This is a genomic window from Rhizobium sp. BT03 (genome assembly GCF_030053155.1).
Classification (GTDB): Bacteria; Pseudomonadota; Alphaproteobacteria; order Rhizobiales; family Rhizobiaceae; genus Rhizobium.
Window position 1 is genome coordinate 1,609,699 of the sequence record NZ_CP125640.1, and the last position, 25,747, is coordinate 1,635,445.

Genomic DNA, 25,747 nt, shown 5'->3' on the forward strand with positions numbered 1-25,747 from the left:
TCACCCTCTCATCTGCCTGCCGGCATCTTCTCCCCGCCGGGGAGAAGGGGAATAGTGGCAACGTCGCATTCGTCGTTTGCCCGTCAGAAGCTCAAGGGAGCAAGGGCAAATGCAACCCACCCATTGTCTGCCTTCAAAGCCCGAGATAGGCCCCTTGGCGTTTAACCCCGGAGGACTCAGAACCATGGACGATGCTGCTCGAACCATGATCGTGCTGGATGCCAGCAATTCCCGCTTCCAATTGCGGGCCGGTGCATTGATCCGATCCCATGGCCATATCCTCATCCATCGCGTCGTCGGCGACACTTTCTGGGTCCTGCCCGGCGGGCGCGTGGAGTTTCACGAGGCGGGCGCAGAAACGCTTGCCCGCGAAATAGAAGAGGAGATCGGCTGCCCGGCCACGGTCGGGCCATTGCGCTTCATCATCGAGAATTTTTTCGAGCTCGCGGGACGAAGGGTTCATGAAGTCGGTTTCTACTATGAGGCGGAGCTCCTGAGCGCCCTGCCCTTCCATGAAACCGATATCGTCCACCGTATCCGTGACGGCGCAGCCGATCTGGAATTTTGCTGGGCTTTGCCAAACAGAGCCGCGCTCGATCGGTTCAATCTGCAACCGATGCCGCTGCGTGACCTCATCGAGACGATGCCGGACGGGGTCCAGCATCTGGTGCGGCGCGATATGGCGATTTGATGAAGTCACCTTAGACCGCTGCCTGCCCGGTTAAATCCTCAACCCAGAGAGATCGCCGCCTGCCCCTCATCCGCCTGCCGGCACCTTCTCCCCGCGCGCGGGGAGAAGGGGGCATGCCGCGCTTCTCGGTCCCTCGCCAACGTCTCGCGTGGCACGTCCCCTCGCCCCGTTTACGGGGAGAGGGTTAGGGTGAGGGGCAGCCTTTAAGCACAGGCGTAACGCCTATCCGGCTAAAGCGAAACCGCCTTACCCTTCTTGAACGGCTCCATGCCCCGCCGCGCCAGTTCATCGGCGCGTTCGTTTTCCGGGTGGCCGGCGTGGCCCTTGACCCAGTGCAGCGTCACCTTGTGGCGGTTGCGGGCTTCTTCGAGCGCCTGCCAGAGCTCGGCATTCTTCACCGGCTTCTTGTCTGATGTCTTCCAGCCGTTTTTCTTCCAGCCGAAAATCCACTTGGAGATGCCATCCTTGACGTAGGCGCTGTCGGTATAGAGATCGACCTCGCAGGGGCTCTTCAGGGCCTGGAGCGCCGAGATTGCCGCCAGCAGTTCCATGCGGTTGTTGGTCGTATCCGCCTCGCCGCCGCACAGCTCTTTTTCGACATCGCCGTATCGCAGCACCGCGCCCCAGCCGCCGGGGCCGGGATTGCCGGAGCAGGCGCCGTCGGTGAAGATATCGACGTGTTTCATAGGCTCAATCCGTATTCGGCCGGCGATTTGATCTGGCGGTGGAAGCGCAGTTTGCGGAGATATTCGAGCGGGTCCTTCTTGGTGACCATGGCGCCCTCGGGCGTCGTCAGCCAGTCATAGAGCCGCGTCAGGAAAAACCGCAGCGCCGAACCGCGAGACAGTACCGGCAAGGCGGCGATCTCGTCGCCGCTCAGGGGCCTCACGCTCTGATAACCCTCGAGCATCGCCGTGCCCTTGGTGATGTTGTAGGCGCCGTCCTTTTCGAAGCACCAGGCATTCAGGCAGATCGAAACGTCATAGGCGAGCAGGTCGTTGCAAGCGAAATAGAAATCGATCAGGCCGGAGAGCTCATCGCCGAGGAAGAAGACGTTGTCGGGGAAGAGGTCGGCATGGATGACGCCGGCCGGCAGGGTTTTCGGCCAGGCGGCGGCGAGGAAGGCGAGTTCGCTGCGGATCTCGTCCTGCAGGCCGGCCTCGACCTCGCCGGCGCGCGCCTCGGATTTCTCCCAGAGCGTTTGCCAGCCGTCGATCGACAGCGCATTCGCCCGCGTCAGTTCGAAACCGTCGCCAGCCACATGCATTTCGGCGAGCGCCCGGCCGACTTCGCGGCAATGTTTCGCCTCGGGCTTGCGCAGCCACATGCCTTCGAGGAAGGAGATCAGCGCCGCCGGGCGGCCGGAGAGCGAGCCGAGCAGCGCGCCGTCGCGGCGCGGCAACGGCAGCGGGCAGGACAGGCCGCGGGCGGAAAGATGCTGCATCAGGCCGAGGAAGAAGGGCAGATCGGTCTTTTCAACGCGCTTCTCATAAAGCGTCAGGATCAGCGGCTCCTTGGAGGTGTGCAGCAGAAAATTGGAATTTTCGACGCCCTCGGCGATGCCTTTATAGGAGAGCAGCGTGCCCGCGTCATATTCCGTCAGGAACCATTTCAGATCGTCTTCGGCGATATCGGTATAGACTGCCAAGTGAGGTCTCGCCTTCATGCATTGCTGTTATTGGGCCGCCGGATCGACCATCCGGCGTCGATAAGGTTTCAGTATGGGGATCAGCCGTTGACGAAGGCCATGTCGGCCGCCGTCAGCTCGATGCTGCGCAATTCGCGGTTGACCAGGAAATTCTCGGTTTCCTGGACGGTTTCGGCCAGTTCGACGCGGGCGTCGAAGCGGGCACGGAAAGCCTCGATGATCTCGTTGACGATGACCTCGGGGGCCGAAGCGCCGGCGGACAGGCCGAGCGTCGAAATCGCGCCGATCTCGTCCCAGTCGAGTTCGGCGGCGCGCTGCACCAGGATCGATTTCGTCGCCCCTGCCCTCAGCGCCACTTCGACAAGCCGCTTGGAATTGGAGGAATTCGGCGCGCCGACGATGATGAAGAGATCGCAGCCGGGGGCCGCCTGCTTCACCACTTCCTGGCGGTTGGTCGTCGCATAACAGATCGAATCGGCTGCCGGCGCCGTGAGATTGGGGAAGCGCTCGTGTAGGCGGGCGATGACGCCGGCGGTGTCGTCGACCGACAGCGTCGTCTGGGTGACGTAACCGAGATTGTCGGCGTCGACGGGACTATAGGCGTCGGCATCCTCGATCGTTTCGATCAGCGAAACCGAGCCCTCCGGCAGCTGGCCCATCGTGCCGATCACCTCGGGGTGGCCGGCATGACCGATCAGGACGACATGGCGGCCGAGGCGATTGTGGCGCATCGCCTGCTTGTGGACCTTGGAGACCAGCGGGCAGGTGGCGTCGAGATAGAACAGATTGCGGCTTGCCGCATCCTCCGGCACGGATTTCGGCACGCCATGGGCGGAGAAGACCACCGGCTGGGCGCGATGCTCGGCCGGGATTTCGTCCAGCTCCTCGACGAAGACGGCGCCCTTGGCCTCCAGCCCCTCGACGACATAACGATTGTGGACGATCTCGTGGCGCACATAGACCGGCGCGCCATAGGATTTCAGCGCCAGCACGACGATCTGGATGGCGCGGTCGACGCCGGCGCAGAAGCCGCGCGGCCCGCAGAGCCTGATCGTCAAGGGAGGTTTCGCTGCAATATTCATGTCTGTTCCGTCGATAGTTCCTCATTCCTGTGCTCGTCACAGGAATCCAGCCACGGCGCGTCGGCGCCGTGAGTGACTGCAGACGTCCAAGCCCATCTTCCGCGCCCAAGGACTTGGGCGCACAGGATTCCTGTGACATCCCTCGGGTTAAACCCGAGGGCAGGAATGAGGGAGAACTTGGCAACGTCCAGCTTCAACAGCAGCGTCCCGCGCATGGGACTAGCGACCTCTAGCCCAATATAGGTGGAATTTGAAGCGATACTATTGCGCCGGCTGCCTGCCGGGTTTGCGAAACCAGGAGATCCCCACCACGGCGACGAGCACGGCGGCCAGGCCATACCAGGTGAAGGCATATTGCAGATGGTCGTTCGGCAGATCGACCTGGGTAACGCCGCCGATCGGCAGGCCGGCCGGATTGGGGGTGGAATCGGCGTCGACGAAAAACGGAATGACGCGCGCCTTCTCCAGCCCGACGCTTTCGGCCATGACGTCAAGATCCTTCCAATAGAAGATGTTCTTGGCGACGTCGTTATCGGGCACCAGCGAGGAGGGTTTGCCGGGCAGTTTTTCACGGGCGAGACCGGTGACGGTCTGCTGATCCGTCAGCTGGCCCTGCATGCGCATTTCCGGCTCCTTGTTCTCATAGGGAACGAAGCCGCGATTGACGAAGAGCACGCGCCCGTCGGCAAGCTCCAGGGGCGTATAGACGTAGAAGCCGGTCTGGCCGCGCCAGGTGGCGAAGAAATGCCGCTCCTTGTTGTTGATATAGCGGCCGGTGGCGGTAACCTTGCGGTATTCGATATCGCCGCCGGTTGCCGCCATCGTCTCGATATCGGCGAGCGGCACGGGCGCGGCCACTTGCCGGGCAGCGATATCGGCGAGCAGGCCTTCTTTCCAGCGGAGGCGTTCCACCTGCCAGGTGCCGAGCGAAATCAGGATGGCGAGGGCAATCAGCACCAGGATGCCGGTGATGACGGGCAGCCGGCGGCGCGGCATCACATGCTCTATCTCAGTCACTCAGGCGTCCTTCGCGGGCATTATGGCGATATTGCATGGCGATCAGGATGCCCTTGAACCAGCGCAGCGTCAGCAGCGACAGGACGATCGTCAGCGGGCCGAAGAGCAGGATGTGCACCCAGATCGGCGGGCCGTAATTCACCTGCAGCCACAGCACCATGCCGATGACGATGAAGCCGACGATGAGGATGACGAAGACGGCCGGCCCGTCGCCGGCATCGGCGAAGGAATAATCGAGGCCGCAGGAGGCGCAATGCGGCTTGACCCCGAGCAGGCCGTCGAACAGCTTGCCCTGACCGCAGCGCGGGCAGCAGCCCTTGATGCCTGTTTTAACCGGATCGACGGGGGGATAATGGGCGCTATCTTCGCTCATACCATTCCTTCTGGCCATTCCTTCTCGGCACTCCATGCTGCCTTAACTCTCCCATAAAGTATTCGCATCCCGAATGGAAATGCCCGCGCGGCCACCTGTTGGTGATTCGCGCCAAACAGAAGAAGAAAACTGATGACGAGCGATAACCATGCCGGACAGATCATTATTTTGAACGGCGCGCCCAGAAGCGGCAAATCCAGCATTGCGCGCGCAATCCAGGAAGAATTCGAGGGGCCGTGGATCAACCTCGGCGTCGACAGCTACAATGCCATGACGCCGAAGCGCTACCTGCCCGGCATCGGGCTCAGGCCCGGCGGCGAGCGGCCGGAACTCGAGGAACTGGTAGCGTTTCTCTATGCCGCCCTTTACGAATCGATCGCCATCCATGCCGGTTTGGGGCTCAATGTGGTCGCCGATCTCGGCCATCATGACAGCTACTCGCAGCCGCTCGGCATTCTCGGCGACTGCGCCCGGCGTCTCCATGGATTTTCCGTGCTGTTCGTCGGTGTGCGCTGTCCGATCGAGACGATCATGCAGCGGCGGGAGATCAAACAGGAGGGCCGCGAGACCCTTTATGCAAGAGCCACCGAAGAGGTGCCGATCCCCGAACCGGTGCGGCGCTGGCAGGATGAGGTGCACCGGCCAGGTATCTATGACATGGAGGTCGATACATCGGTGCTCACCGCACTCGAATGCGCCGAGGCGATCCGCCAGCGGTTGGATCTCGGCATATCCGAGCCTTCGGCTTTCGAGCGGATTGCCGGCGGGCGGTGAGAAAGGGCGAGGCCCAAATGGGCAAAAGCATGCCGCGGCTTATCGACTCCCCCTTCCCCCCAGCGGGGAGAAGGTGCCCGTAGGGGCGGATGAGGGGGCCGCAGAAACAGGTCTTTCCAAACGTTGGGGGGCGACCGCGCCAGCATTGTCTCGCCCATGTCGCGTAGTGGGATGGGCCATCACGGGCGGGGTGCCGTGTGGCCCCCTCATCCGCCTGCCGGCACCTTCTCCCCGCTGGGGAGAAGAGATTTGCGGCAACCGCTCCGTTCCCTACTAACGAGAACCGAGCATGGGGACCACATACAAAAAAGGCGGGCACCCGGCCCACCTTTTCCTTGAAAATCGCTGCAATCAGCCGGCTGCGACAGGGGCGCCCCAGCCGCCCCAGACGTAGATGCAGAAGAACAGGAACAGCCAGACGACGTCGACGAAGTGCCAGTACCAGGCGGCGGCTTCGAAGCCGAAATGCTGTTTCGGGGTGAAATCGCCGCGCAGCGCCCGGATCAGGCAGACCAGCAGGAAAATCGTGCCGACGAGGACGTGGAAACCGTGGAAGCCGGTCGCCATGAAGAAGGTCGCGCCGTAGATCGAATTCTTGAAGGCGAAGGGCGCGTGGGCATATTCATAGGCCTGGACGCTGGAGAAGAAAATGCCGAGCAGCACCGTCAGAACCAGGCCCTGGATCAGGCCCTTGCGGTCGTTATGCAGCAGCGCATGGTGCGCCCAGGTGACCGTCGTGCCCGACAGCAGCAGGATGACGGTGTTGTAGATCGGCAGGTGCCAGGGATCGAGGACCTCGATGCCCTTCGGCGGCCAGGTGCCGCCGGTATAGAGCAGGCGCGACGCCTGGATCGCCTCGTTCGGATAGAGGCTGGCGTCGAAATAGGCCCAGAACCAGGCGACGAAGAACATCACTTCCGAAGCGATGAACATGATCATGCCGTAGCGCAGGTGCAGCGAGACAACGCGTGTATGGGCGCCCTCATGGGCTTCCTTCACCGTATCGGCCCACCACCCGTACATGACGTAGAGAACCAGCGCGAAGCCGATATAGAACAGCCAGGGATTGGCGAGTTCGGCGCCGGCGACCTTGAACGAGCCGCCGTTCAGGTAACGCATGTAGCAGACGCCGCCGATCGCCATGATGAAGGCGCCGAGCGAGGCGAGAATCGGCCACGGGCTCGGATCGATGATGTGATAGTCGTGATTCTTCTGATGAGCATCGGCCATGTAGCTATCCCCGGATGTCTTCCTTCACTCCGCTCCCGGCATAGCCGGAAACGAGCCTTGATCAAAGTTTCTTTTCACTCTTTTCCGCTCCACCCTCATTCGAAGCCAGCGGCTTCGGACCCTCTTTCGGGTAGAACGTATATGACAGCGTGACCGTATGGATGTTCTTCGATTCCACGGCCTTGACGATGTCAGGATCGATGTAGAACACCACCGGCATGTCGAGCTTTTCGCCCGGCTTCAGGTCCGTTTCCGTAAAGCAGAAACATTGCACCTTGTTGAAATAGACGCCCGCCTCACCCGGCGTGACGTTGAAAACCGCCTGGCCGCGCTGCGTCTCATTCGAGCGATTCTCGGCGGTGAAATTGACCTGGATGGTTTCGCCGATCTTCGGATTGACCTCGCGCTCGACCGGCTTGAAGTCCCATTGCAGGCCGGGCGCGACATTGGCGTCGAAGGTAACGCGCATCGTCCGGTCGAGCACGACGCTCGACATCTGGTCGACGCGCTGCGTCGTGCCGTTATAGCCGGTGACCTGGCAGAAGATCCGGTAGAGCGGCACGGCGGCATAGCTCATCGCGCCCATGCCGAAGACGAAGCTCAGGCACATCATCACGACGGCGCCGTTGTTGCGGCCGGGCTTTTTCGGTGCGGCGGGGTTTTCGCTCATCCGGCCATTCCCCCGCCGATCTTCACGATTGTGATCGCGTAAAAGAGAATGACGAGGCCGGCAAGCACCAGGCCCAGCGCGATATTGCGGTTGCGGCGCGACTTGAGCTGCTTTTCCGTGAGCTTGACCATATCCATCAGAACCAACCTCCCGCATGCGAGATCAGCACCGAGGTCAGCCGGTCGATCATCAGGGCGGAGAACACGGCGAAGAGATAGAAGATCGAGAAGCCGAAGAGCTTCTTTGCCGGGAGCATCTTCAGATCGCCGTCGGGCATGCGCCAGACGGCGATGGAACAGTAGATGAAGATTGCGCCGAGCGCCGCGGCCACCAGGCCGTAGCCGAGGCTGGCGAAACCGAGGAAGGACGGCAGCACCGCGCAGACAGCGGTCAGCACCGCGTAGGCGACGATCTGATGCTTGGTCACCCGCTCGCCGGAAACGTTCGGCAGCATCGGCACGCCGACGGCCTCGTAATCGCGCATCTTGAAGAGGGCTAGCGCCCAGAAATGCGCCGGCGTCCACAGGAAGATGATCAGGAAGAGCACGGTGCTCTCGATCGTCACGCTGTCGGTCACGCAGGCCCAGCCGATCATCGGCGGGAAGGCGCCGGCGGCTCCGCCGATGACGATGTTCTGCGGCGTCGAGCGCTTCAGCCACATGGTGTAGACGACGGCATAGAAGAAGATGGTGAAGGCGAGAATGCCGGCCGACAGCCAGTTGACGGCAAGGCCGAGGATGACGACCGAGAAGCCCGACAGCACCAGGCCGAAGGCCAGCGCTTCCGACGGCGCAATGCGGCCGGCCGGGATCGGACGGTTGGCGGTGCGGCTCATGATGGCGTCGATATCGGCGTCATACCACATGTTGAGCGCGCCGGAGGCGCCGGCGCCGACGGCGATACAGAGAATGGCGATCAGGCCGAGGACGGGATGGATGTGGCCCGGTGCCAGCACGAGACCGGCAAAGGCAGTGAAGACCACGAGCGACATCACCCGTGGCTTCAACAATTCGAAATAATCGCGCGCACTCGCTTCCGACAATTCGCCGTCCTTTGCAAGCACCCCGTGATTGTCGATGACCGTCATCATTCCGTCCTGAATGTCTTACCATCAGGACGCCGTATCGAAGGCGGCGTCCTGATGTCCGCGCAATTACTTGATGCGCGGAAGCTGTTCCCACTGGTGATAGGGCGGCGGCGAAGGCAGCTGCCATTCGAGCGTCGTTGCACCCTCACCCCACGGATTGTCGCCGGCGACGCGCTTCTTGGCGAAGGCTTCGAAGACGCCATAGAGGAAGATCAGCACACCGAAGGCCGAGATGTAGGAGCCGATCGAGGAAACATAGTTCCAGCCGGCAAAGGCATCCGGATAATCGATGTAGCGGCGCGGCATGCCGGCGAGGCCGAGGAAGTGCTGCGGGAAGAACACCAGGTTGACGCCGATGAACATGATCCAGAAATGCAGCTTGCCGACCAGCTCGTTGTACATGTAGCCGGTCATCTTCGGGAACCAGTAGTACCAGCCGGCGAAGATCGCGAAGACGGCGCCGAGCGACAGAACGTAGTGGAAGTGGGCCACGACGTAATAGGTGTCATGCAGCGAACGGTCGAGACCGGCATTGGCGAGCTGGACGCCGGTGACGCCGCCGACCGTGAACAGGAAGATGAAGCCGATCGCCCAGAGCATCGGCGTGCGGAACGAGATCGAGCCGCCCCACATCGTCGCAATCCAGGAGAAAATCTTCACGCCCGTCGGAACGGCGATGACCATCGTCGCGAAGACGAAGTAGCGCTGCGCGTCGAGGGACAGGCCGACCGTGTACATGTGGTGGGCCCAGACGACGAAGCCGACGGCGCCGATCGCGACCATGGCGTAGGCCATGCCGAGATAGCCGAAGATCGGCTTCTTCGAGAAGGTCGAGATGATGTGGCTGACCATGCCGAAGCCCGGCAGGATGAGGATGTAGACCTCAGGGTGACCGAAGAACCAGAACAGGTGCTGGTAAAGGATCGGGTCGCCGCCGCCTTCCGGAGAGAAGAAGGAGGTGCCGAAGTTGCGGTCGGTGAGCAGCATGGTGATGCCGCCTGCCAGAACCGGCAGCGACAGCAGCAGCAGGAAGGCGGTGATCAGCACGGACCAGGCAAACAGCGGCATCTTGTGCAGCGTCATGCCGGGAGCGCGCATGTTGAGGATCGTGGTGATGAAGTTGATCGCACCGAGGATCGACGAGGCGCCGGCAATGTGGAGCGCGAAGATCGCCAGATCGACCGCCGGTCCCGGCGTGCCGCTCGTTGCCAGCGGCGGATACATCGTCCAGCCGCCGCCCGTGCCATAGGCGCCTGCCGGGCCTTCGACGAACATCGACAGCAGCAGCAGCGCGAAGGCCGGAACGATCAGCCAGAAGGAGATGTTGTTCAGACGCGGGAAAGCCATATCCGGCGCGCCGATCATGATCGGCACCATCCAGTTGGCGAAACCGCCGATCATCGCCGGCATGACCATGAAGAAGATCATGATCAGCGCGTGCGCGGTCGTGAACATGTTGAACATCTGCTTGGCGCCGTCGATCGCGGCATCGCCCTCATAGCCGTAGACCATCGAGGCCAGGCCGTGGAAGATCTGGATGCCAGGCTCCTGCAGCTCCATGCGCATGGCCACCGACAGCGCGCCGCCGATGATGCCTGCAATGATCGCGAAGATCAGATAGAGCGTGCCGATGTCCTTGTGGTTGGTCGAGAACAGCCAGCGATTGACAAAGCTCGGCTTGTGCCCGTGATCGTGGTCATGATCATGGGCGTGGTCATCATGGGCATGACCGTGAGAATGATCGTCGTGAGCGGAAGGTCCAGCCATTGTCCCGATCCCCTTAATTACTGTGCTTCGGCGACGTCGAGGGTCTTTGCGGGACCATCGGTTGCAGCCATGAGTGTCTTGTAGGCGCCGGGCAGGTCACTGGCGGCTGTCGTCAGCCACTGCTTGTACTTGTCCTCGGAGACGACGCGGATGGCGATCGGCATGAACGCGTGGTCCTTGCCGCAGAGCTCGGAACACTGGCCATAGAACAGGCCTTCGCGCTCGGCCTTGAACCAGGTCTCGTTCAGGCGGCCCGGCACGGCGTCGATCTTGACGCCGAAGGAGGGCATCGCAAAAGCGTGGATGACGTCGGTCGGGGCCGAGGTCACGAGCACGCGGACCGTCTTATTAACAGGCAGCACCAGCTCGTTGTCGACGGCGAGAAGTCTCGGATAAACCGACTTGTCTTCCTTGCCGGCCGCGGCGCGGTCCTGATCCTTCAAGAGGTAGCTGTCGAAAGCCAGCGGGCTGTCGCCGGAACCTTCATATTCGTAGTTCCACTGCCACTGGGTGGCGGTCGCCTTGATCGTCACGTCGGGGTTTTCAGGCAGCGTCAGCTGCGCCGTCAGCAGGTTGAACGAGGGAATGGCGAGAAGAAGCAGCACCAGGACCGGCCCCACGGTCCAGGCAATCTCGATCAGCGTGTTGTGGCTCGTCTTCGAGGGAACCGGGTTGGCGCTGGCGCGGAACTTGACGCAGACGACAATGAGCAGGACCAGAACGAAGAGCGTGATCGGAACGATAAACCACAGGGTATATTGTTCGAACCAGTGGATTTCCCGCATGATCGGCGTCGCTGCCGGCTGCAGCGTTGCCTGCCACGGCAGCGGCTGGTCGGCATATGTGCCGGAAGCAAAAAGCAGACAGACCAGCGTGGTCAGGGCTGCATAAGCCTTCTTCATCACCTTATTATCTCCCTCGAGCGCTTGACCTGCACAATAGAACGCAGAATCCTTGCCATCTTCAGCGCTTCAAACCACAGTTTGGCATTTGCCGCAACAGGTCAGAGCAATTGTCTATGCGGCATTTTTGCTGAAAGCATAGGCAGGCCGGAAGGGCAAAACATCCCAAGTTTTTCATCAGCATATGAAAAATCGGCTTTCCGGCCAATCCGCGCGCCGCACATTATTGCCGAAAGGTCCAATTTCCGCCGCAGTCCCCCGGTTTTCACGGGGTGGGGCTTTTCATTTTTGGTGGGCAGCTTCAACAATAGCCGCAATGATTCGATATCCAGAGGTTTCCATGGGTTTCCGTTCCCTCGCGCAGTCGCTTCTCGTGACTGCCAGCATCGCGGCCGCAGCGACGACGCCCGTTTTCGCACAGCAACCGGCGCCGGCACAGGCCAAGCCGCCGGCTGCGGCTCCTGCTCCTGCTCCTGCTCCTGCTCCGAGTGCGACGCCGCAGCAGCCGGGTGCGGCCAATCCGAATATCCAGGTGTCACCCGGCCAGACCCAGCCGCAGGCGCCGGGCACGGTGAAATCCAATCATGGCGCATGGTCGGTCGTCTGTGACAAGCCGGCAGGTGCGGCGACTGAACAATGCGCGCTGATGCAGAACGTCATCGCCGAGGATCGGCCGGAGGTCGGGCTTTCCGTCGTCGTATTGAAGACGGCCGACCGCAAGTCGAAGATTCTGCGCGTGCTGGCGCCGCTCGGCGTGCTCCTGCCGAACGGCCTCGGCCTCAATGTCGACGGCAAGGATATCGGCCGCGCCTATTTCGTGCGCTGCTTCGCCGATGGCTGTTATGCCGAAGTCGTGCTCGAGGACGAGCTGCTGAAGACCTTCCGCAGCGGCGCCCAGGCAACCTTCATCGTCTTCCAGACCCCCGAAGAAGGCATCGGCATCCCCGTCGACCTCAAGGGTTTTGCCGAGGGTTTTGACGCGCTGCCTTGAGGGCGCCGGCCTCAGCCCGCCCCTTATCCGGCTGCGGGGGAGTTCATGACGTCTCGATTCCCTCTTCTCCCCAGCGGGGAGAAGGTGCCCGTAGGGCGGATGAGGGGGCCGCCGCCGCCGGTCTTTCCAACAAGCCAATGCCGGTTTCGACCGCACAGTATGGTTTCGACGTCTTGGGCATGGCGTGAGCAGGGTTTACGTGAAGGATGTGCCGTGCAGCCCCCTCATCCGCCTGCCGGCACCTTCTCCCCGCAGGGGAGAAGAGATTGCGTCGCGCCCTCTCCGTTCCCCGCCTACTCCTCGTGCGTAAAAATGAGGGCAAGACCCCTCCCCCGCGAACCGGACAGCCGGGACTTAGGACCCGGGATGACTTTCGCCACATTATGCTTCCCAACAAAGAATATTCCACCGCAGGGCTTCACTCCTTATCATCATGAGCCCTATCTAGATGCGTAAGCGCATTCCCGCACGCATGCCCATTGGAGCCAGACCATGACCACCGATCTCCTGACGCTATTCGATGCCGACGAAGCCACGATGCGTGGTCTGGTCGCCGAGGCGCTCGCCGGCGCCGATGACGGCGAGCTGTTTATCGAGCATGCACAGGCCGAAGCGCTGACCTTCGACAATGGCCGGCTGAAGGGCGGCAGCTTCAACACCGAGCAGGGGTTCGGCCTGCGCGCCGTTGCCGGCGAAGCGGTCGGTTTTGCCCATGCCGGCGATCTTTCGGTGGCGGCACTGAAGCGGGCGGCGGATGCGGTGGGCGCAGTGACGCGCGGCTATTCCGGCTCCTATGCGGCGGCCCCGCAAGGCACCAACAAGAAATTCTACGGCGACCAGAACCCGATCGGCCAGCCGAGCTTCGAGGAAAAGGTCAAGCTCCTGCAGGATATCGACGCCTATCTCAGGGGCAAGAACGACAAGGTGCGGCAGGTGACGGCCTCGGTCGCGGCGAGCTGGCAGGTGGTCGACATCCTGCGCGCCGACGGGCATCGCGTGCGCGACATCAGGCCGATGACGCGCATCAACATCTCGGTGATGGTCGGCGAAGGCGACCGGCAGGAGAGCGGTTCCTACGGCAGCGGCGGGCGTATCGGCTTCGGCGACTTCATTGCCGAGGGCAGCTGGCAGTACGGCGCCGACGAGGCGCTGCGCCAGGCGCTCGTCAACCTCGAAGCGATCGATGCGCCGGCAGGCACGATGGACGTCGTTCTCGGCTCCGGCTGGCCGGGCGTGATGCTGCACGAGGCTGTCGGTCACGGGCTGGAAGGCGATTTCAACCGCAAGAAGACGTCGGCCTTTTCAGGCCTTCTCGGCCAGATGGTCGCCGCCCCTGGTGTCACCGTCGTCGACGACGGCACGATCGACAACCGCCGCGGCTCGATCACCATCGACGATGAGGGCACGCCGTCGGGCTACAACGTGCTGATCGAGAACGGCAAGCTCGTCGGCTATATGCAGGACCGGCAGAACGCTCGGCTGATGGGCATGGCGCCCACCGGCAACGGCCGCCGCCAGGGTTATGCGCATGTGCCGATGCCGCGCATGACCAACACCTATATGCTCGGCGGCGACAAGACGCCCGAGGAAATCATCGCCTCGGTGAAGAAGGGCGTCTATGCCGTTTCCTTCGGCGGCGGCCAGGTGGATATCACCTCCGGCAAGTTCGTCTTCGGCTGCACCGAGGCCTATCTGATCGAGAACGGCAAGATCGGCGCGCCGATCAAGGGCGCCATGCTGATCGGCAACGGCCCGGATGCGATGAAGCGGGTATCGATGATCGGCAATGACATGAAGCTCGATACCGGCATCGGCAATTGCGGCAAGGCCGGCCAATGGGTTCCGGTCGGCGTCGGCCAGCCGCATCTGCGCATGGATCAGGTGACCGTCGGCGGCACCCAGACCTGAGGCGGGAGGAACCGATGGCGGAGATCGAGATCAGACCTTTTGCCGAAGGCGACGCCGATGACGTGCTGTCGGTGATCCTGCCGATCCAGCGCGAGGAATTCGGCATCGATATCACCGCCGATGCGCAGCCGGATCTGAGGGTCATCCCGGATTTCTACCAGTCCGGCAAGGGGCAGTTCTGGGTCGCGGTCAAGGACGGCGCCATCGTCGGCACGCTTGGTTTGAAGGATATCGGCAATCATCAGGCGGCACTGCGCAAGATGTTCGTCGCCGCCGAGGTTCGCGGCCGCGAGCATGGCGTGGCGGCGCTGCTTCTCGACCGCATGTTTTCCCATGCCAGGGCTGCCGGCCTTACCGATATCTTCCTTGGCACGACGGACAAGTTCGTCGCCGCCCATCGCTTCTACGAGAAGAACGGCTTTACCGAGATCGCCAAGACCGCCCTGCCCCGCGCCTTCCCGCTGATGGCGGTGGACACCAAGTTTTACCGGCATAAGGTCGGCTGACACGGACGGCCGACATGCCTCAACTCTTCGACACTTCCGCCGGCTGAAAACGCCACTTCCGTTCGATCGCCGCGGCCAGATCGATATCGTTGCGGCGGGCAAAGAGCAGGATATGGCCGAGCAGGTCGGCGGTTTCGTCGGCGAGATCGCGGTCGAGTTCTTCCGGCGTTCGGTCCCTGCGGCGCCCGCATCCGGTGACACGGTTCCAGGCCTGGGTGAGTTCACCCACCTCCTCCTGCAGCTTCAAGAGAAACCAGTCAGGGTCACGCTCGATGCCGTTGGCCGCGGCATAGGCGGCGGATGAGGTTTCGAACTGGTCGGCGAGACGGCGCAGCATCGGCGTTCTCCTTTTGTTTATGGAGGGGACGCTGATTCCCGATGATTGTCCAGAGTGGCCCTGCCTAAGCTGCCGCGGCGATCAGCCGTGGTCAGGCAGCAGCATGCAGTCGTAGGAGCGCTGCTTCAGCGCATCGCAGGCGGAGACGGCGGCATCCCTGCTGGCGAAGCCGACGAAGCGGGCGCGATAGATCTTGTTGGCGCCCGTCCCGACCGCCTCGGTATAGGGCGAGGCGGAAACGAGCGGCGCGCCGCCTTCCGACTTCGCCTGGGCGAGAAGCGCACGCGCCGCCTCGGCGCTCGGGGCGGCCGAAATCTGGATCTGCCAGTCGCCAGCGGTCTTTTCTGCCGACATTTTCGGCGCCTTGCCGGCGTTCAGGATCTCGTCCATCGCGACCGGACGGTCCAGCGGCACGACGGCGTCATCGGCATAGGCCAGGCTCTTTGCGGCAAGATCGTCGGCTGGGCGTGGGGCGTTCAGCGGCACCGGAACATCGGAAGCATCGGCGGCGGAGGCAACTTCGACAGGCTCCCTGGCGCCGACGCTCGCCACCAGCTTGGCGCCGCCGGAAGAGGAGGCCCGACCGAGGTAACGGTCGAGCAGACCGGCCATCTTGGCGTCGCGGCTGCGGGCGGTGCGGCCGCCGAGCACGACGCCGACGACGCGGCGGTTGCCGTCCTTGACGGCGCTGACGAGATTGAAGCCGGAGGCATTGGTGTAGCCGGTCTTGATGCCGTCCATGCCCTGGTAGCGGTACATGAGATTGTTGTGGCCGCGCACGGTGCGGCCGCGGAAATTGAAGCTTGCCGCCGAAAACAGCCGGTATTCGTTCGGATAATTCTTCATCAGCGCGATGGCGAGCGTCGACATATCGCGCGCCGTGGTGACCTGACGGCCGTCCGGCAGGCCGGAGGCATTGACGAAGACGGTGCGGCTCATGCCGAGCTGGCGGGCCTTGGCCGTCATCATCCGGGCAAAACCGCTTTCCGAGCCGCCGAGCGTCTCGCCCATGGCGGCGGCGGCATCATTGGCGGATTTGATGATCATGCCGTAGACCGCCTCGCGCACGGTGATCGTGCCGCCGGCCTTGACGCCGAGCTTGGTCGGCGGCCGGGCGGCGGCGTATTTCGACATCTTGATCGGCGTATCCCAGGAAATCTTGCCGCGTTTCAGCGCTTCGAAGGTGAGATAGAGTGTCATCATCTTGGTCAGCGAGGCCGGATGGTTCAGCGTATCGGCGTTTTCGGCGGCGAGAACCTTGCCGGTGCGGGCATCGAGGATCAATGAAGCGCTGCCGGCCAAGGCCGCAAGAGGCGCCGAAACGGCCAGCGTTGCGGTCAAAACGGCCGCCAGAAGCGTTCTCATGCAGTTCCCCTTGATGCGTCGGCTCTCGATGATCGGCCTTGTGCCGGAATGTGACAGAAGCGGCAAGTTTGGCGCGACTTTGAGGCAACTCCTATCATTTTTCTAGTCTTTTCATCGCCTTGGTTAACAGGAAATGAAAAGACCCGTGCCAAACCGGGATTCAGCAAGGCTTAAGCCGCGCTTGCTAGTTTCCTGAAAAAAGCAACGGACGGCGCATGGCGGGACAATTCAAGCGACTGGCAAAACGCGCGGCGATCGGCGCCGGGCTCGAGCTTTCCTGGCTGATCGCCGCCGCCGGGCTGATGCGTCAAGCGCGCGGACGCGGCGTCGTCTTCACGCTGCATCATGTCCGCCCGCATGTGACCCAGGCTTTCGAGCCGAATGCGCATCTCGAAATTACCCCCGGCTTTCTCGATACGGCGCTGCGGCGGCTGCGGCGGGAGGGCTATCGCTTCGTGCCGCTCGATCAGGTGCCGGCGCTGCTGGCCGAACCCGAAGGCGGAAAGCCGTTTGCCGCCTTCACGCTCGACGACGGCTACATCAACAATCTGGAGCACGCGCTGCCGGTGTTCGAACAGCATCGGGCGCCGTTCACGGTGTTCGTCGCCAAGGGTTTTGCCGAGGGCTCGCACAGCATCTGGTGGGAGACGCTCGCCGTGCTCCTGCGCCGGTCAAGCGAACTCCGCTTCGATTTCGGCCGCGGCAGCGAGCGCCTGGCGCTCGACGATCCGCAGCAGCAATGGACTGCCTTCGATCGATTCGCCTGGTATATCCACCGTTCCGACGAGGCGCACGCCGTTGCCGCAATCGACAGGCTGGCGCGGGAAAAAGGCATCGAGCCGACCGATATCACGCGCGAACTGGTGATGGGCCCCGCTCAGTTGCAATGGCTGGCGGCCCATCCCCTCGCCGCACTCGGCGCCCATACGATCAGCCACCGGGCGCTGGCCCGCCTGCCGGAAGCCGAAGCGCGGATAGAAATGCAGGTTTCAGCCGATTACGTCGAAGCGGTGACCGGCATCCGCCCCAAGACGATCGCCTATCCCTACGGCACGCCGGAGGCGGCGACCAGCCGCGAGGCGGCGATTGCCCGCAATCTCGGCTTCGAGGCTGCGGTCACCACCCAGCCGGGCCTGCCGGTGGCGAGCAGAACCGGCTATCTCAGCCGCATTTCGCTGAACGGCTTCTACCAGAAGCGACGCTACGTCTCAGCGCTCGCCTCCGGCATTCCGCTGAAGCTGATGGGCCAATAGAGCCGCTTACGGGTACATCCTGACCTTGTCCCATGCGCCTTCCGGCAAGGGCCGGCGAAATTCGATGCGGTCATGCAGGCGGAAGTTCTGGTCCTTCCAGAATTCGATCGAGGTCGGCCGGATGCGGAAGCCCGACCAGTGGGCCGGGCGCGGAATTTCGCCGATGGCATAACGGGCGGTATATTCGGCCACCGCCTTTTCAAGCGCGAATCGGCTTTCGAGCGGGCGGGATTGTTTCGAAGCCCAGGCGCCGATGCGGCTGCCGCGGGCCCGCGTCTTGAAGTAAGCGTCGGCCTCGGCATCGGTGACGATCTCGACCGGGCCGCGCAGCCTGACCTGGCGGCGCAGGCTTTTCCAGTGGAAACACATGGCGGCTTTCTTCTGGCCGAGAATTTCACGGCCTTTCCGGCTCTCGAAATTGGTGTAGAAGACAAAACCGTCTTCGTCGAATCCCTTCAGGAGAACCATGCGGACATTGGGAAGACCATCCTCATCGACCGTTGCCAGCGCCACGGCATTCGGGTCATTGGGTTCGGAAGCCTCCGCTTCTCCCAGCCATTCGGCAAAGAGCTTGAAGGGTTCGCCACTTTCGGTAAAGTCACCGCTTGTTAACTCGTTTGCCGACATATTGGTTCAAATGCCCCGGATTATTCAAAACTCGCCCAGCTTTTGATAACTGGACAGGACGCAGGGTGGAAGTCATAGCAAAGTCATATCGCCATACAAAGAGCCTGCGGCAACGCAGCTGCGCGTTCTTCGTCATCGGCGTTGCCATGCTTTCGCTTTCCGGCTGCCTGGCAGGCGGCATGGATTTTCTCAGTGAAGCCAAGGTCGACCGGTCGGTGGCGACCGGCACCGTGCCGCAGGCGCCGCCGAGCACCGATACGCTGTCGGACGAGATGACCGTGCGCAATGCCGTGACCTCGGCTGATGTGCAAAGGCTCGAGGGCCAGCCGCTTCCCTGGGCGAATGCATCGACAGGCAGCGCCGGCGTCATCGATACGATCGTCGAGAACAACGAATCAGGCCAGGTCTGCCGCCAGTTCCGCACGACCCGGCATTCCTATGTCGGCATCGCCAAATTCTACGGCAAGACCTGCCTCGTCGGCGGCGGCAACTGGCAGCTTTTGAGCTTCCAGCCGGAAAGTTAATTTCCGGCGGGAAAGCTGATCCGGCGGCCCGACAGGTTAACGTCCCACGCCTGTCTGCCGAATGCTTAGTAAAAAGCTAACCATTCGGCGCAAAACACCCCACATCTCTCCATAGAAATAAGAAGTGATTAGCAACTCCCGCGCACGATCGGCGTTAAGAGCGGCTGTCCATGCCTGTGCGGCGGGATGGCGCGAATTGTTATTGGGCTTTTGATTTCGGAATTTCGGGATGCCGGGCAAGGACGTGGCTTCCCGCATCGCAACACCGGCGGTTTGACATGCGCGATCCTTATAAAATTCTGGGCGTCAAGCGCGACGCGGCAGCAGACGAGATCAAGGCGGCCTGGCGCAACATGGCCAAATCGGCCCATCCCGACCACAATCAGGGCGATCCGACGGCGACGGCCCGGTTCGCCGAGATCGGCCGCGCCTATGAAACTTTGAAGGACCCGCGCAAACGCAGCCTGTTCGACAATGCCTTGCGGATGGCGGAGACCAAGAAGCAGGAACAGACGATCATGCAGCAGCGCCAGGCCGCCCGCGAGGCCGCCGTGCGCGCCAAAGCGGCGCAGGCCAATGCCGAGCGGGTGATGGAAGAGCTTGCGCGCGCCGCCCAGAAGGCCGCCGCCGACGGCTCCAGACAACAGGCAGGATCGGCCGAGCCCGCCGACGAGATGGTCGATCGCATTTTCGGCGCTCAGGCCCGCGCTGCGGCCGGCGGCCAGGCTCAGGCTCGCGCGCAACAGGCGCAATACCAGCAGGCCCAGAGCCAGCAGACACAGAATCAACAGGCCCAAAACCAGCAGGCTGGCGAGGCCGGCAGGCGCGTGGATGGCGACGCCGCCGAGGGTGAAACCAAGGGCGACGAGGAGGCCGGCGAGGCTGGACCAAATGCCGGCGCCAACCTGCCGCTGCCGCTCAGTATCCTGACATCCCTGGTGCGCCGGTTCACCGGCGCCAAGGATACCGGCCTGGAAAAAGCCCCCGACGAGGTGGCGACGGCGACGGTGACGATCGACGACGTGCTGAAAAGCGGCTGGATCACCGCCTCACTGCCGGAGGGTCGCGAGATCGGTTTCGCGTTGCCGGCCGGCACCAAGGATGGTCACGAGCTGCGGCTCAAGGGACAAGGCTTCAAGCTGCCGGGCATGCAGCGGGGCGATGCCGTCATCAACATTCGCATTGCGCCCGATCCACGCTTCACGGTCGACGGTTTCGATCTGCATGCGGTGCTGCCGCTCAGCATCGAAAATGCCGTGCTCGGCACCGAGGCGCGTATCGAAGGACCGAGCGGGCCGCTGAACGTGACGATCCCCGCATGGTCCGGCTCGGACAAGACGATTAGAATTCCCGGCCAGGGATTGCCTCGCGAAGAGGGCGGCAGGGGCGATCTCGTCGTCGAATTGCGCATTATCCTGTGGGAAAAGCCCGACGACAAAGTCACCGATCTCATGCGGAGCATGCGCGAAGGCCTGTTCCTGTGAAATATTTATGACTTTCGCACCCTTTGTTACGATACCTAACAGTTGATGATCCAGGCCAAGCTTGAACCGATTAGCGGCCTATGCCATAGGCAGGATCGATCAGAATTCCTAGGGAGCGAAATATGGCTCAAGCATCCGGCCTCATGGCAGGCAAACGCGGCGTCATCATGGGTGTCGCCAACAATCGCTCGATTGCGTGGGGTATTGCCAAGGCCATTCATGCGCAGGGCGGAGAAGTCGCGCTCACCTACCAGGGCGATGCGCTGAAGAAGCGCGTCGAGCCGCTCGCCGCCGAAATCGGCGCGACGCTGGTCGGCCATTGCGACGTCGCCGACGAAGCCACCATCGACGAGGTTTTCGCAAACGTCGAAAAGCTCTGGGGCAAGATCGATTTCCTGGTGCATGCGATCGGCTTTTCCGACAAGGACGAGCTGACCGGCCGTTACGTCGACACCTCGGCCGACAATTTCGCCAAGACGATGCAGATCTCCGTCTATTCCTTCACCTCGGTCGCACGCCGCGCCGAGAAGCTGATGACGGATGGCGGCGCCATGCTGACGCTGACCTATTACGGCGCCGAAAAGGTGATGCCGAACTATAACGTCATGGGTGTCGCCAAGGCCGCGCTCGAAGCAAGCGTCAAATATCTGGCCGTCGACCTCGGACCGCAGAACATCCGCGTCAACGCCGTTTCGGCCGGCCCGATCAAGACGCTCGCCGCCTCCGGCATCGGCGATTTCCGCTACATTCTGAAGTGGAACGAATACAACGCGCCGCTGCGCCGGACCGTCACCATCGAAGAAGTCGGCGACGTCGGCCTCTATCTGCTGTCGGATCTCTCGCGCTCCGTCACCGGCGAAGTGCACCATGCCGACAGCGGCTATCATGTCATCGGCATGAAAGCGGTCGACGCCCCCGACATTTCGGTCGTCAAGGACTGAAGCATTCCGGAGCCGAGACCCGTGCTTATCTACGTGATCAGACACGGTCAGACCGACTGGAATGCCGAGCGCCGACTGCAAGGCCAGAAGGACATCCCGATGAACGCCACCGGCCTGGAACAGGCCCGGCAGAACGGGCTGGCGCTTGGCGAAATTCTGGGCGACAGGGTCGGCGCATTCGATTTCGTCGCAAGCCCACTCGGGCGCACGCGCGCGACGATGGAAATCGTCCGCGCCGCCATGGGCCTGCCGCCGCTTGCCTATCGCACCGATCAGAGACTGGTGGAGATTTCCTTCGGCGACTGGGAGGGCTCGACGCTCAAGGAGCTGAAGGCGACGCAGCGCGAGCGGGTGGCCGAACGCAACGCCTCGAAATGGGATTTCATCCCGCCCGGCGACGACGCGGAAAGCTACGAGATCCTCTCATGGCGCACCGGCTCATGGCTGCAATCCGTCGATCGCCCGACCGTCTGCGTCACCCATGGCGGCGTCATCCGCACGCTGTTCCAGATGATCGCCGACCTGCCGAAAAGCAGTGCCGCGGAAGGCGGAATCCCCCAGGACCAGATCGTCAGGATCGACACCGCCGAGCGGACGATCGTCTGGTTGTAGGGCGCCTGCCCCTCATCCGCCTGCCGGCACCTTCTCCCCGTAAACGGGGCGAAGGGGGTGTGCCGCAACCTCTCGTTCCCCACTGGCGTCTCGCAGGGCACGTCCCCTCGCCCCGTTTACGGGGAGAGGGCTAGGGTGAGGGGCAGCCATTGGCGCGAACCTCACCTTACCATTCTCCAGAAGCGGCCCTACTTGACGATATCGAGATCGTTGATGACGCGCTTGCCGTCGACTTCGGTGTAGAAGACGATCACCTTGACGCCGGCCGCCAGCCCGTCGAAATTGAATTCCTCAGGCGCCTGATAGGTCTTGCCGTCATCGAGCGTCAGCACGAGATTGGCGGTGTCGACCTTCTTGATCGTCGCCTCGACATCGGCGCTCTCGGCAAAACCGCTCATCGGCGACAGGAAACTTGCTGTTGCCAAAAGCGTGGCGACGACGAAACGCATGGCGACAATCCTTTTGAAACGCTGCACGAGAACATGACTGGCCACAGATAGCCTCCTGAATATGGCGAAAATTGCCCGTAAGAATGGCTTTTCCCGCCTAATTGATGAATAGGATTTTAAATATAATCAAGACAAAGCGTTAACCGCGGCTTTTCCCTCCCCATGACGTGCCGGCATCGCCTGCGGGCAATCGTAAATTAACCCCCGCGCCCTAAAGTTACCCGGAATTTGAGGGTTTCATTTTGTTATCCAGGCTGAGCGACAACAAGCAGTTACGGCGCGTGTTGAAGAATACCCGCGTCTCGTTTCTGGTTTCGTCGCTTGTCGCCCTTGTCGTCATCATGGTCGGCTTCGGCCTCGACCGGGCCAATACTCAATCTTATGTGCGCGAACTTCATATCCGCACCGAAAGCGAGGCGAACCTCATTCGCGCCCGGGTGATGGCTGAGATCAATATGGACCTCAGCATGGTCCGCGACCTTGCCAATCTGATCTCCGTCAGCGCCGCAAACGGAGAGGAGATGGAGCGGCAGATCAACTGGCTGCTGATCCAGAATCCGTCCTTCATTCACATCGCCGTCGCACCGGATTTCATCATCGACAACATTTATCCCAGGCTACCCGGCAATGAGCAGATCGGCCGCGACGTGCGCGCAACGCTGTTTTCACGCCAGGCAATGACGCCGGCGGCCGGCGATCAGTCGGCGCGCTTCTATGGCCCTGTCAGCATCGACGGCCGGGACGGCTTTGCCATATTCTTCCCGGTTTTCGTCAAGGAGAACGGCCAACGGCGGCTCTGGGGGGCGGTCGAGCTCGTCATCGACCAGCAGATGTTCTACGAGGCGACCGGGCTGATGCCGGCGCGCGACCGCGAGAACCGGGAACGTTTTCCGCATCTCAACCATCTTTCGATCGCCATCCGGGATATCGGCTCACCGGCGAGGGCCGCGACAACAGCGCCCTTCTTCGGGTCGTCCGAGATCGACGACAAGGATCCGATGCGCCAGAAGATCGGCTTTGCCGGCGGCAAGTGGGAACTCTCCGTCGTCCCCAACAGCGGCTGGAACGCGATACCGGAAAACCGAACCGAGCTGCGACTGATCGTCCTTGCCGCCGGCTGCATCATCATCATCCCGATCTTCTTCGCGACCCTCCTGCTCGGCGAGCGCAATCGCAACATCACCGAGCTGGAGATGCGCGAGACGAAACTCAAGGAACTGTCGCAGCGGCTCGATCTGGCGCTGGAATCCTCGAATATCGGTATCTGGGAACTGCAGGATCATTCGAGCAGCCTGCTCTGGGATGCGCGCGCCGCGGCCCTGCACGGCAAGCCGGCGCAGGAGGGCAGCCGGGCGCTCGACGAATGGCTGGCGGCCATCCTGCCCGAGGACCGCGACATCGCCGAAGTGCATTTCTTCAGCTGCAGCATTGCCGGCACTACCTGCACGGCGCAATACCGCATCCTGCTTGCCGATGGCGGGATCCGGCATCTCCGCTCGGTCGGCGCCTTCTATACGGATGCCGGCGGCGTCAGCAAGACGATCGGCATCGTCTGGGACGTGACCGCCGATGCCGAGACGACCGACACGCTGCGCAAGGCGAAAGACATGAGCGAGGTCAAGAATGCCGAGCTGGAGCTGGCGCTTGAAGAGCTTTCCAGCCGCGAGGGGCAGCTCGCCGAACTGTCGAGCCGGCTCGATCTGGCGCTCAATTCCTATCAATGCGGCATCTGGGAAGCGCGGCCCGACCGGGGCGGCTCGATCTGGAACGAGCGCATGCACGAGCTCTACGGGCTTGCGCCGCGCAACGGCTTCATGACCGAGGAGACCTGGCTTGGCTGCATCCACCCCGAGGATCGGGGGCTGGCGCTCGAAAGCGCGCGCCACTTCAAGAAGAACGGCGATACCCACACCCTCGTCTGCCGGGTGATCGTCGATAACGGCACGGTGCGTTATGTCCGCTCGGTCGGCAAGGTCCACCAGACGGGGGCCGGCGAGATGAAGATCATGGGCATCGCCTTCGATGCCACCGAAGACGTGCTGATGACGATCCGGCTGAAGGCGGCCAAGGACGAGGCGGTCGCCAAGAATATCGAGCTCGAGCTTGCCAAGAACCGGATCGAGCACAATTCGCTGCACGACCCGCTGACCGCGCTCGCCAATCGCCGCAAACTCGACATCGCCCTCGAAGAGCTGACCAATGACGGCCGCCGGCAGCGGCAGAAATTCTCAATCCTGCACATCGACCTCGACCGCTTCAAGGAGATCAACGACACGCTCGGCCACGCCGCCGGCGATGCGATGCTGGTGCATGCCTCGAAGGTACTCGCCAAGAATGTCCGCGGCAGCGATATCGTCGCGCGCATCGGCGGCGACGAATTCGTCATCCTCGCCGTCGATGTCGGCGACGCGGAAATGGCGGAGCTTTCGACGCGGATCATCGAGGAGATGCGCCAGCCGATCGATTTCCAGGGGTTTGCCTGCCGCTGCGGCGTGTCGATCGGCATCGCGCTTGCCAACGGCATTCATGTCGATGCGCGCAAGGTGCTGATCAATGCCGATATCGCCCTCTACCGCGCCAAGAGCATGGGCCGCAACCGCTTCGAATTCTTCAACCACAATCTCCAGGCCGATATCATCAACACCAAACGCACCGCCGACGAGATCCTCGCCGGCATCGACAATGGCGAATTCACCGCCTGGTATCAGCCGCAATTCTCCGCCCGGACGATGGAGCTGACCGGGGTGGAGGCTCTGGTGCGCTGGAAGCATCCGTCCAAGGGGTGGCTGGCGCCCGATAAGTTCCTGCGCATCGCCGACGAGATCAATGTCGTGCAGATGCTCGACCGGATCGTGCTGGAAACGGCGCTGCGCGACAGGATGCGCTGGACGGCGCTGGGCATTGCCGTGCCCAAGGTCTCGGTCAATGTCTCGGCGCGGCGGCTGCATGACGGCAGCCTGTTGGAATCGCTCGCCGATCTGCATATCCGTCCCGGCGAACTTTCCTTCGAACTGGTGGAATCGATCTTCCTCGATGAGAGCGAGGATGTCGCGTCGCACAATCTCGAGCGCATCAAGGCGCTCGGTATCGATATCGAGATCGACGATTTCGGCACCGGCCATACGTCGATCGTCAGCCTGTTGAAGCTGAAGCCGAAGCGGCTGAAGATCGATCGCCAACTGGTGCAGCCGATCGTCGGCGCCACGCAGGAGCGGGCGCTGGTCCGCTCGATCATCGACATTGCCCGCTCGCTCGGCGTCGAGACGGTGGCCGAAGGCGTGGAGACGGCGGCCCATGCCGAACTGCTGCGCGATCTCGGCTGCGATATCCTGCAGGGCTATGCCTTCTCGCGGCCGCTCTCCTTCGAGGATTTCACCACCGAGGCCACAGGAACGGGATGGCGGCTGGCGTCCTGACCGCCTTCCTTCGATATGGACGGAACAGCATTTCGGCCGCTGCCGGTTTGACGCAAAGAAAGGCTTTTGCCTCGATGGCTTTTTGGCCTATGA

Annotated in this window: 26 protein-coding genes; 11 read left to right on the top strand and 15 right to left on the bottom strand. The window is 62.4% G+C overall.

The features are described 5' to 3' along the window. Positions 1-184: 184 nt before the first annotated feature. Positions 185-691 carry an NUDIX hydrolase gene (locus QMO80_RS08020; protein WP_283200140.1) on the top strand — a complete coding sequence of 169 codons (507 nt, stop codon included), beginning with the start codon at positions 185-187 and terminating at the stop codon, positions 689-691. Positions 692-921: 230 nt separating this feature from the next. Here the strand turns inward: QMO80_RS08020 and rnhA are convergent, their stop codons facing one another. The 5 genes from rnhA to QMO80_RS08045 form a co-directional block, all read right to left on the bottom strand. After that, complete coding sequence (rnhA, locus tag QMO80_RS08025; RefSeq protein WP_283199593.1) at positions 922-1,377, bottom strand: ribonuclease HI; 456 nt, start codon at positions 1,375-1,377, stop codon at positions 922-924. Further along, positions 1,374-2,339, bottom strand: a complete 966-nt coding sequence (locus QMO80_RS08030) for a homoserine kinase (protein WP_283199594.1) — start codon at positions 2,337-2,339, stop codon at positions 1,374-1,376. The genes rnhA and QMO80_RS08030 overlap by 4 nt, the downstream gene beginning before the upstream one ends. An 80-nt stretch (positions 2,340-2,419) precedes the next feature. Beyond that, positions 2,420-3,421, bottom strand: coding sequence for a 4-hydroxy-3-methylbut-2-enyl diphosphate reductase (ispH, locus tag QMO80_RS08035; protein ID WP_283199595.1), 1,002 nt, complete (start codon positions 3,419-3,421; stop codon positions 2,420-2,422). A gap of 261 nt (positions 3,422-3,682) precedes the next feature. Beyond that, positions 3,683-4,438, bottom strand: a complete 756-nt coding sequence (locus QMO80_RS08040; RefSeq protein WP_283199596.1) for an SURF1 family protein — start codon at positions 4,436-4,438, stop codon at positions 3,683-3,685. After that, the gene (locus QMO80_RS08045) at positions 4,431-4,811 is read right to left on the bottom strand and encodes a DUF983 domain-containing protein (protein ID WP_283199597.1); all 381 of its coding nucleotides are present in this window, start codon (positions 4,809-4,811) and stop codon (positions 4,431-4,433) included. Before QMO80_RS08045 ends, QMO80_RS08040 begins: the two co-directional genes overlap by 8 nt. 132 nt (positions 4,812-4,943) lie before the next feature. On the opposite strand from QMO80_RS08045, the gene QMO80_RS08050 reads away from it, so the two are divergent. Next, the gene (locus tag QMO80_RS08050) at positions 4,944-5,585 is read left to right on the top strand and encodes a chloramphenicol phosphotransferase CPT family protein (protein ID WP_283199598.1); all 642 of its coding nucleotides are present in this window, start codon (positions 4,944-4,946) and stop codon (positions 5,583-5,585) included. Between the two features lie 351 nt (positions 5,586-5,936). Here QMO80_RS08050 and QMO80_RS08055 read toward each other — a convergent pair whose 3' ends face one another. The 6 genes from QMO80_RS08055 to coxB form a co-directional block, all read right to left on the bottom strand. Next, the gene (locus QMO80_RS08055) at positions 5,937-6,815 is read right to left on the bottom strand and encodes a cytochrome c oxidase subunit 3 (RefSeq protein WP_064837125.1); all 879 of its coding nucleotides are present in this window, start codon (positions 6,813-6,815) and stop codon (positions 5,937-5,939) included. Between the two features lie 61 nt (positions 6,816-6,876). Then, the gene (locus QMO80_RS08060) at positions 6,877-7,485 is read right to left on the bottom strand and encodes a cytochrome c oxidase assembly protein (protein WP_283199599.1); all 609 of its coding nucleotides are present in this window, start codon (positions 7,483-7,485) and stop codon (positions 6,877-6,879) included. Further along, positions 7,482-7,622: a hypothetical protein gene (locus QMO80_RS08065; protein WP_283199600.1), complete on the bottom strand. Its 141-nt coding sequence runs from the start codon at positions 7,620-7,622 to the stop codon at positions 7,482-7,484. Before QMO80_RS08065 ends, QMO80_RS08060 begins: the two co-directional genes overlap by 4 nt. After that, positions 7,622-8,572: a heme o synthase gene (locus tag QMO80_RS08070; protein ID WP_283200141.1), complete on the bottom strand. Its 951-nt coding sequence runs from the start codon at positions 8,570-8,572 to the stop codon at positions 7,622-7,624. Before QMO80_RS08070 ends, QMO80_RS08065 begins: the two co-directional genes overlap by 1 nt. A gap of 66 nt (positions 8,573-8,638) precedes the next feature. Continuing rightward, positions 8,639-10,339 (bottom strand): cytochrome c oxidase subunit I, encoded by a 1,701-nt coding sequence (gene ctaD, locus QMO80_RS08075; RefSeq protein WP_283199601.1) that lies wholly within the window; start codon positions 10,337-10,339, stop codon positions 8,639-8,641. A 17-nt stretch (positions 10,340-10,356) separates the two neighbouring features. Next, positions 10,357-11,241 (bottom strand): cytochrome c oxidase subunit II, encoded by an 885-nt coding sequence (gene coxB, locus QMO80_RS08080; protein ID WP_283199602.1) that lies wholly within the window; start codon positions 11,239-11,241, stop codon positions 10,357-10,359. A gap of 316 nt (positions 11,242-11,557) precedes the next feature. Here coxB and QMO80_RS08085 point away from each other — a divergent pair, with 316 nt between their 5' ends. From QMO80_RS08085 to QMO80_RS08095, 3 genes are all read left to right on the top strand, one after another. Further along, the gene (locus tag QMO80_RS08085; protein ID WP_283199603.1) at positions 11,558-12,232 is read left to right on the top strand and encodes an invasion associated locus B family protein; all 675 of its coding nucleotides are present in this window, start codon (positions 11,558-11,560) and stop codon (positions 12,230-12,232) included. Positions 12,233-12,724: 492 nt separating this feature from the next. Then, the gene (gene tldD / locus QMO80_RS08090) at positions 12,725-14,140 is read left to right on the top strand and encodes a metalloprotease TldD (protein WP_283199604.1); all 1,416 of its coding nucleotides are present in this window, start codon (positions 12,725-12,727) and stop codon (positions 14,138-14,140) included. Positions 14,141-14,154: 14 nt separating this feature from the next. Continuing rightward, positions 14,155-14,646, top strand: coding sequence for a GNAT family N-acetyltransferase (locus QMO80_RS08095; RefSeq protein ID WP_283199605.1), 492 nt, complete (start codon positions 14,155-14,157; stop codon positions 14,644-14,646). 19 nt (positions 14,647-14,665) lie between these two features. On the opposite strand, the gene QMO80_RS08100 is transcribed toward QMO80_RS08095, so the two are convergent. Both QMO80_RS08100 and QMO80_RS08105 read right to left on the bottom strand, forming a co-directional pair. After that, on the bottom strand, positions 14,666-14,983 hold the full coding sequence (locus tag QMO80_RS08100) for a MazG nucleotide pyrophosphohydrolase domain-containing protein (RefSeq protein ID WP_283199606.1): 318 nt from the start codon (positions 14,981-14,983) through the stop codon (positions 14,666-14,668). An 81-nt stretch (positions 14,984-15,064) separates the two neighbouring features. Next, a complete protein-coding gene (locus tag QMO80_RS08105; RefSeq protein WP_283199607.1) occupies positions 15,065-16,348 on the bottom strand; it encodes a D-alanyl-D-alanine carboxypeptidase family protein in 1,284 nt (427 codons plus the stop codon). 215 nt (positions 16,349-16,563) lie between these two features. Between QMO80_RS08105 and QMO80_RS08110 the strand changes: the two genes are divergently transcribed. Beyond that, positions 16,564-17,601, top strand: coding sequence for a polysaccharide deacetylase family protein (locus QMO80_RS08110; RefSeq protein ID WP_283199608.1), 1,038 nt, complete (start codon positions 16,564-16,566; stop codon positions 17,599-17,601). 6 nt (positions 17,602-17,607) lie between these two features. Here the strand turns inward: QMO80_RS08110 and pdxH are convergent, their stop codons facing one another. Then, positions 17,608-18,228, bottom strand: a complete 621-nt coding sequence (pdxH, locus tag QMO80_RS08115) for a pyridoxamine 5'-phosphate oxidase (protein ID WP_116405046.1) — start codon at positions 18,226-18,228, stop codon at positions 17,608-17,610. Positions 18,229-18,293: 65 nt separating this feature from the next. Between pdxH and QMO80_RS08120 the strand changes: the two genes are divergently transcribed. From QMO80_RS08120 to QMO80_RS08135, 4 genes are all read left to right on the top strand, one after another. Continuing rightward, positions 18,294-18,752: an RT0821/Lpp0805 family surface protein gene (locus QMO80_RS08120; protein ID WP_283199609.1), complete on the top strand. Its 459-nt coding sequence runs from the start codon at positions 18,294-18,296 to the stop codon at positions 18,750-18,752. 278 nt (positions 18,753-19,030) lie between these two features. Further along, positions 19,031-20,236, top strand: coding sequence for a DnaJ C-terminal domain-containing protein (locus QMO80_RS08125; RefSeq protein ID WP_283199610.1), 1,206 nt, complete (start codon positions 19,031-19,033; stop codon positions 20,234-20,236). 122 nt (positions 20,237-20,358) lie between these two features. Next, positions 20,359-21,177, top strand: coding sequence for an enoyl-ACP reductase FabI (fabI, locus tag QMO80_RS08130; protein ID WP_049736024.1), 819 nt, complete (start codon positions 20,359-20,361; stop codon positions 21,175-21,177). A gap of 21 nt (positions 21,178-21,198) precedes the next feature. Then, positions 21,199-21,789 (top strand): histidine phosphatase family protein, encoded by a 591-nt coding sequence (locus QMO80_RS08135; RefSeq protein WP_283199611.1) that lies wholly within the window; start codon positions 21,199-21,201, stop codon positions 21,787-21,789. Positions 21,790-21,977: 188 nt separating this feature from the next. Here the strand turns inward: QMO80_RS08135 and QMO80_RS08140 are convergent, their stop codons facing one another. Then, positions 21,978-22,238, bottom strand: coding sequence for a DUF1344 domain-containing protein (locus tag QMO80_RS08140; protein ID WP_049736051.1), 261 nt, complete (start codon positions 22,236-22,238; stop codon positions 21,978-21,980). Between the two features lie 242 nt (positions 22,239-22,480). Here QMO80_RS08140 and QMO80_RS08145 point away from each other — a divergent pair, with 242 nt between their 5' ends. After that, positions 22,481-25,654, top strand: coding sequence for an EAL domain-containing protein (locus tag QMO80_RS08145; RefSeq protein ID WP_283199612.1), 3,174 nt, complete (start codon positions 22,481-22,483; stop codon positions 25,652-25,654). The last annotated feature ends 93 nt before the right edge of the window (positions 25,655-25,747 follow it).

Excerpts from the sequence above, each read along its gene's own strand:
- QMO80_RS08020 (WP_283200140.1), top strand. The coding sequence starts at position 185 with ATGGACGATGCTGCTCGAACCATGATCGTGCTGGATGCCAGCAATTCC.
- rnhA (WP_283199593.1), bottom strand. The coding sequence starts at position 1,377 with ATGAAACACGTCGATATCTTCACCGACGGCGCCTGCTCCGGCAATCCC.
- ispH (WP_283199595.1), bottom strand. The coding sequence starts at position 3,421 with ATGAATATTGCAGCGAAACCTCCCTTGACGATCAGGCTCTGCGGGCCG.
- QMO80_RS08045 (WP_283199597.1), bottom strand. The coding sequence starts at position 4,811 with ATGAGCGAAGATAGCGCCCATTATCCCCCCGTCGATCCGGTTAAAACA.
- QMO80_RS08050 (WP_283199598.1), top strand. The coding sequence starts at position 4,944 with ATGACGAGCGATAACCATGCCGGACAGATCATTATTTTGAACGGCGCG.
- QMO80_RS08055 (WP_064837125.1), bottom strand. The coding sequence starts at position 6,815 with ATGGCCGATGCTCATCAGAAGAATCACGACTATCACATCATCGATCCG.
- QMO80_RS08060 (WP_283199599.1), bottom strand. The coding sequence starts at position 7,485 with ATGAGCGAAAACCCCGCCGCACCGAAAAAGCCCGGCCGCAACAACGGC.
- QMO80_RS08065 (WP_283199600.1), bottom strand. The coding sequence starts at position 7,622 with ATGGATATGGTCAAGCTCACGGAAAAGCAGCTCAAGTCGCGCCGCAAC.
- QMO80_RS08070 (WP_283200141.1), bottom strand. The coding sequence starts at position 8,572 with ATGACGGTCATCGACAATCACGGGGTGCTTGCAAAGGACGGCGAATTG.
- ctaD (WP_283199601.1), bottom strand. The coding sequence starts at position 10,339 with ATGGCTGGACCTTCCGCTCACGACGATCATTCTCACGGTCATGCCCAT.
- coxB (WP_283199602.1), bottom strand. The coding sequence starts at position 11,241 with ATGAAGAAGGCTTATGCAGCCCTGACCACGCTGGTCTGTCTGCTTTTT.
- QMO80_RS08085 (WP_283199603.1), top strand. The coding sequence starts at position 11,558 with ATGATTCGATATCCAGAGGTTTCCATGGGTTTCCGTTCCCTCGCGCAG.
- tldD (WP_283199604.1), top strand. The coding sequence starts at position 12,725 with ATGACCACCGATCTCCTGACGCTATTCGATGCCGACGAAGCCACGATG.
- QMO80_RS08095 (WP_283199605.1), top strand. The coding sequence starts at position 14,155 with ATGGCGGAGATCGAGATCAGACCTTTTGCCGAAGGCGACGCCGATGAC.
- QMO80_RS08100 (WP_283199606.1), bottom strand. The coding sequence starts at position 14,983 with ATGCTGCGCCGTCTCGCCGACCAGTTCGAAACCTCATCCGCCGCCTAT.
- QMO80_RS08105 (WP_283199607.1), bottom strand. The coding sequence starts at position 16,348 with ATGAGAACGCTTCTGGCGGCCGTTTTGACCGCAACGCTGGCCGTTTCG.
- QMO80_RS08110 (WP_283199608.1), top strand. The coding sequence starts at position 16,564 with ATGGCGGGACAATTCAAGCGACTGGCAAAACGCGCGGCGATCGGCGCC.
- pdxH (WP_116405046.1), bottom strand. The coding sequence starts at position 18,228 with ATGTCGGCAAACGAGTTAACAAGCGGTGACTTTACCGAAAGTGGCGAA.
- QMO80_RS08125 (WP_283199610.1), top strand. The coding sequence starts at position 19,031 with ATGCGCGATCCTTATAAAATTCTGGGCGTCAAGCGCGACGCGGCAGCA.
- fabI (WP_049736024.1), top strand. The coding sequence starts at position 20,359 with ATGGCTCAAGCATCCGGCCTCATGGCAGGCAAACGCGGCGTCATCATG.
- QMO80_RS08140 (WP_049736051.1), bottom strand. The coding sequence starts at position 22,238 with ATGCGTTTCGTCGTCGCCACGCTTTTGGCAACAGCAAGTTTCCTGTCG.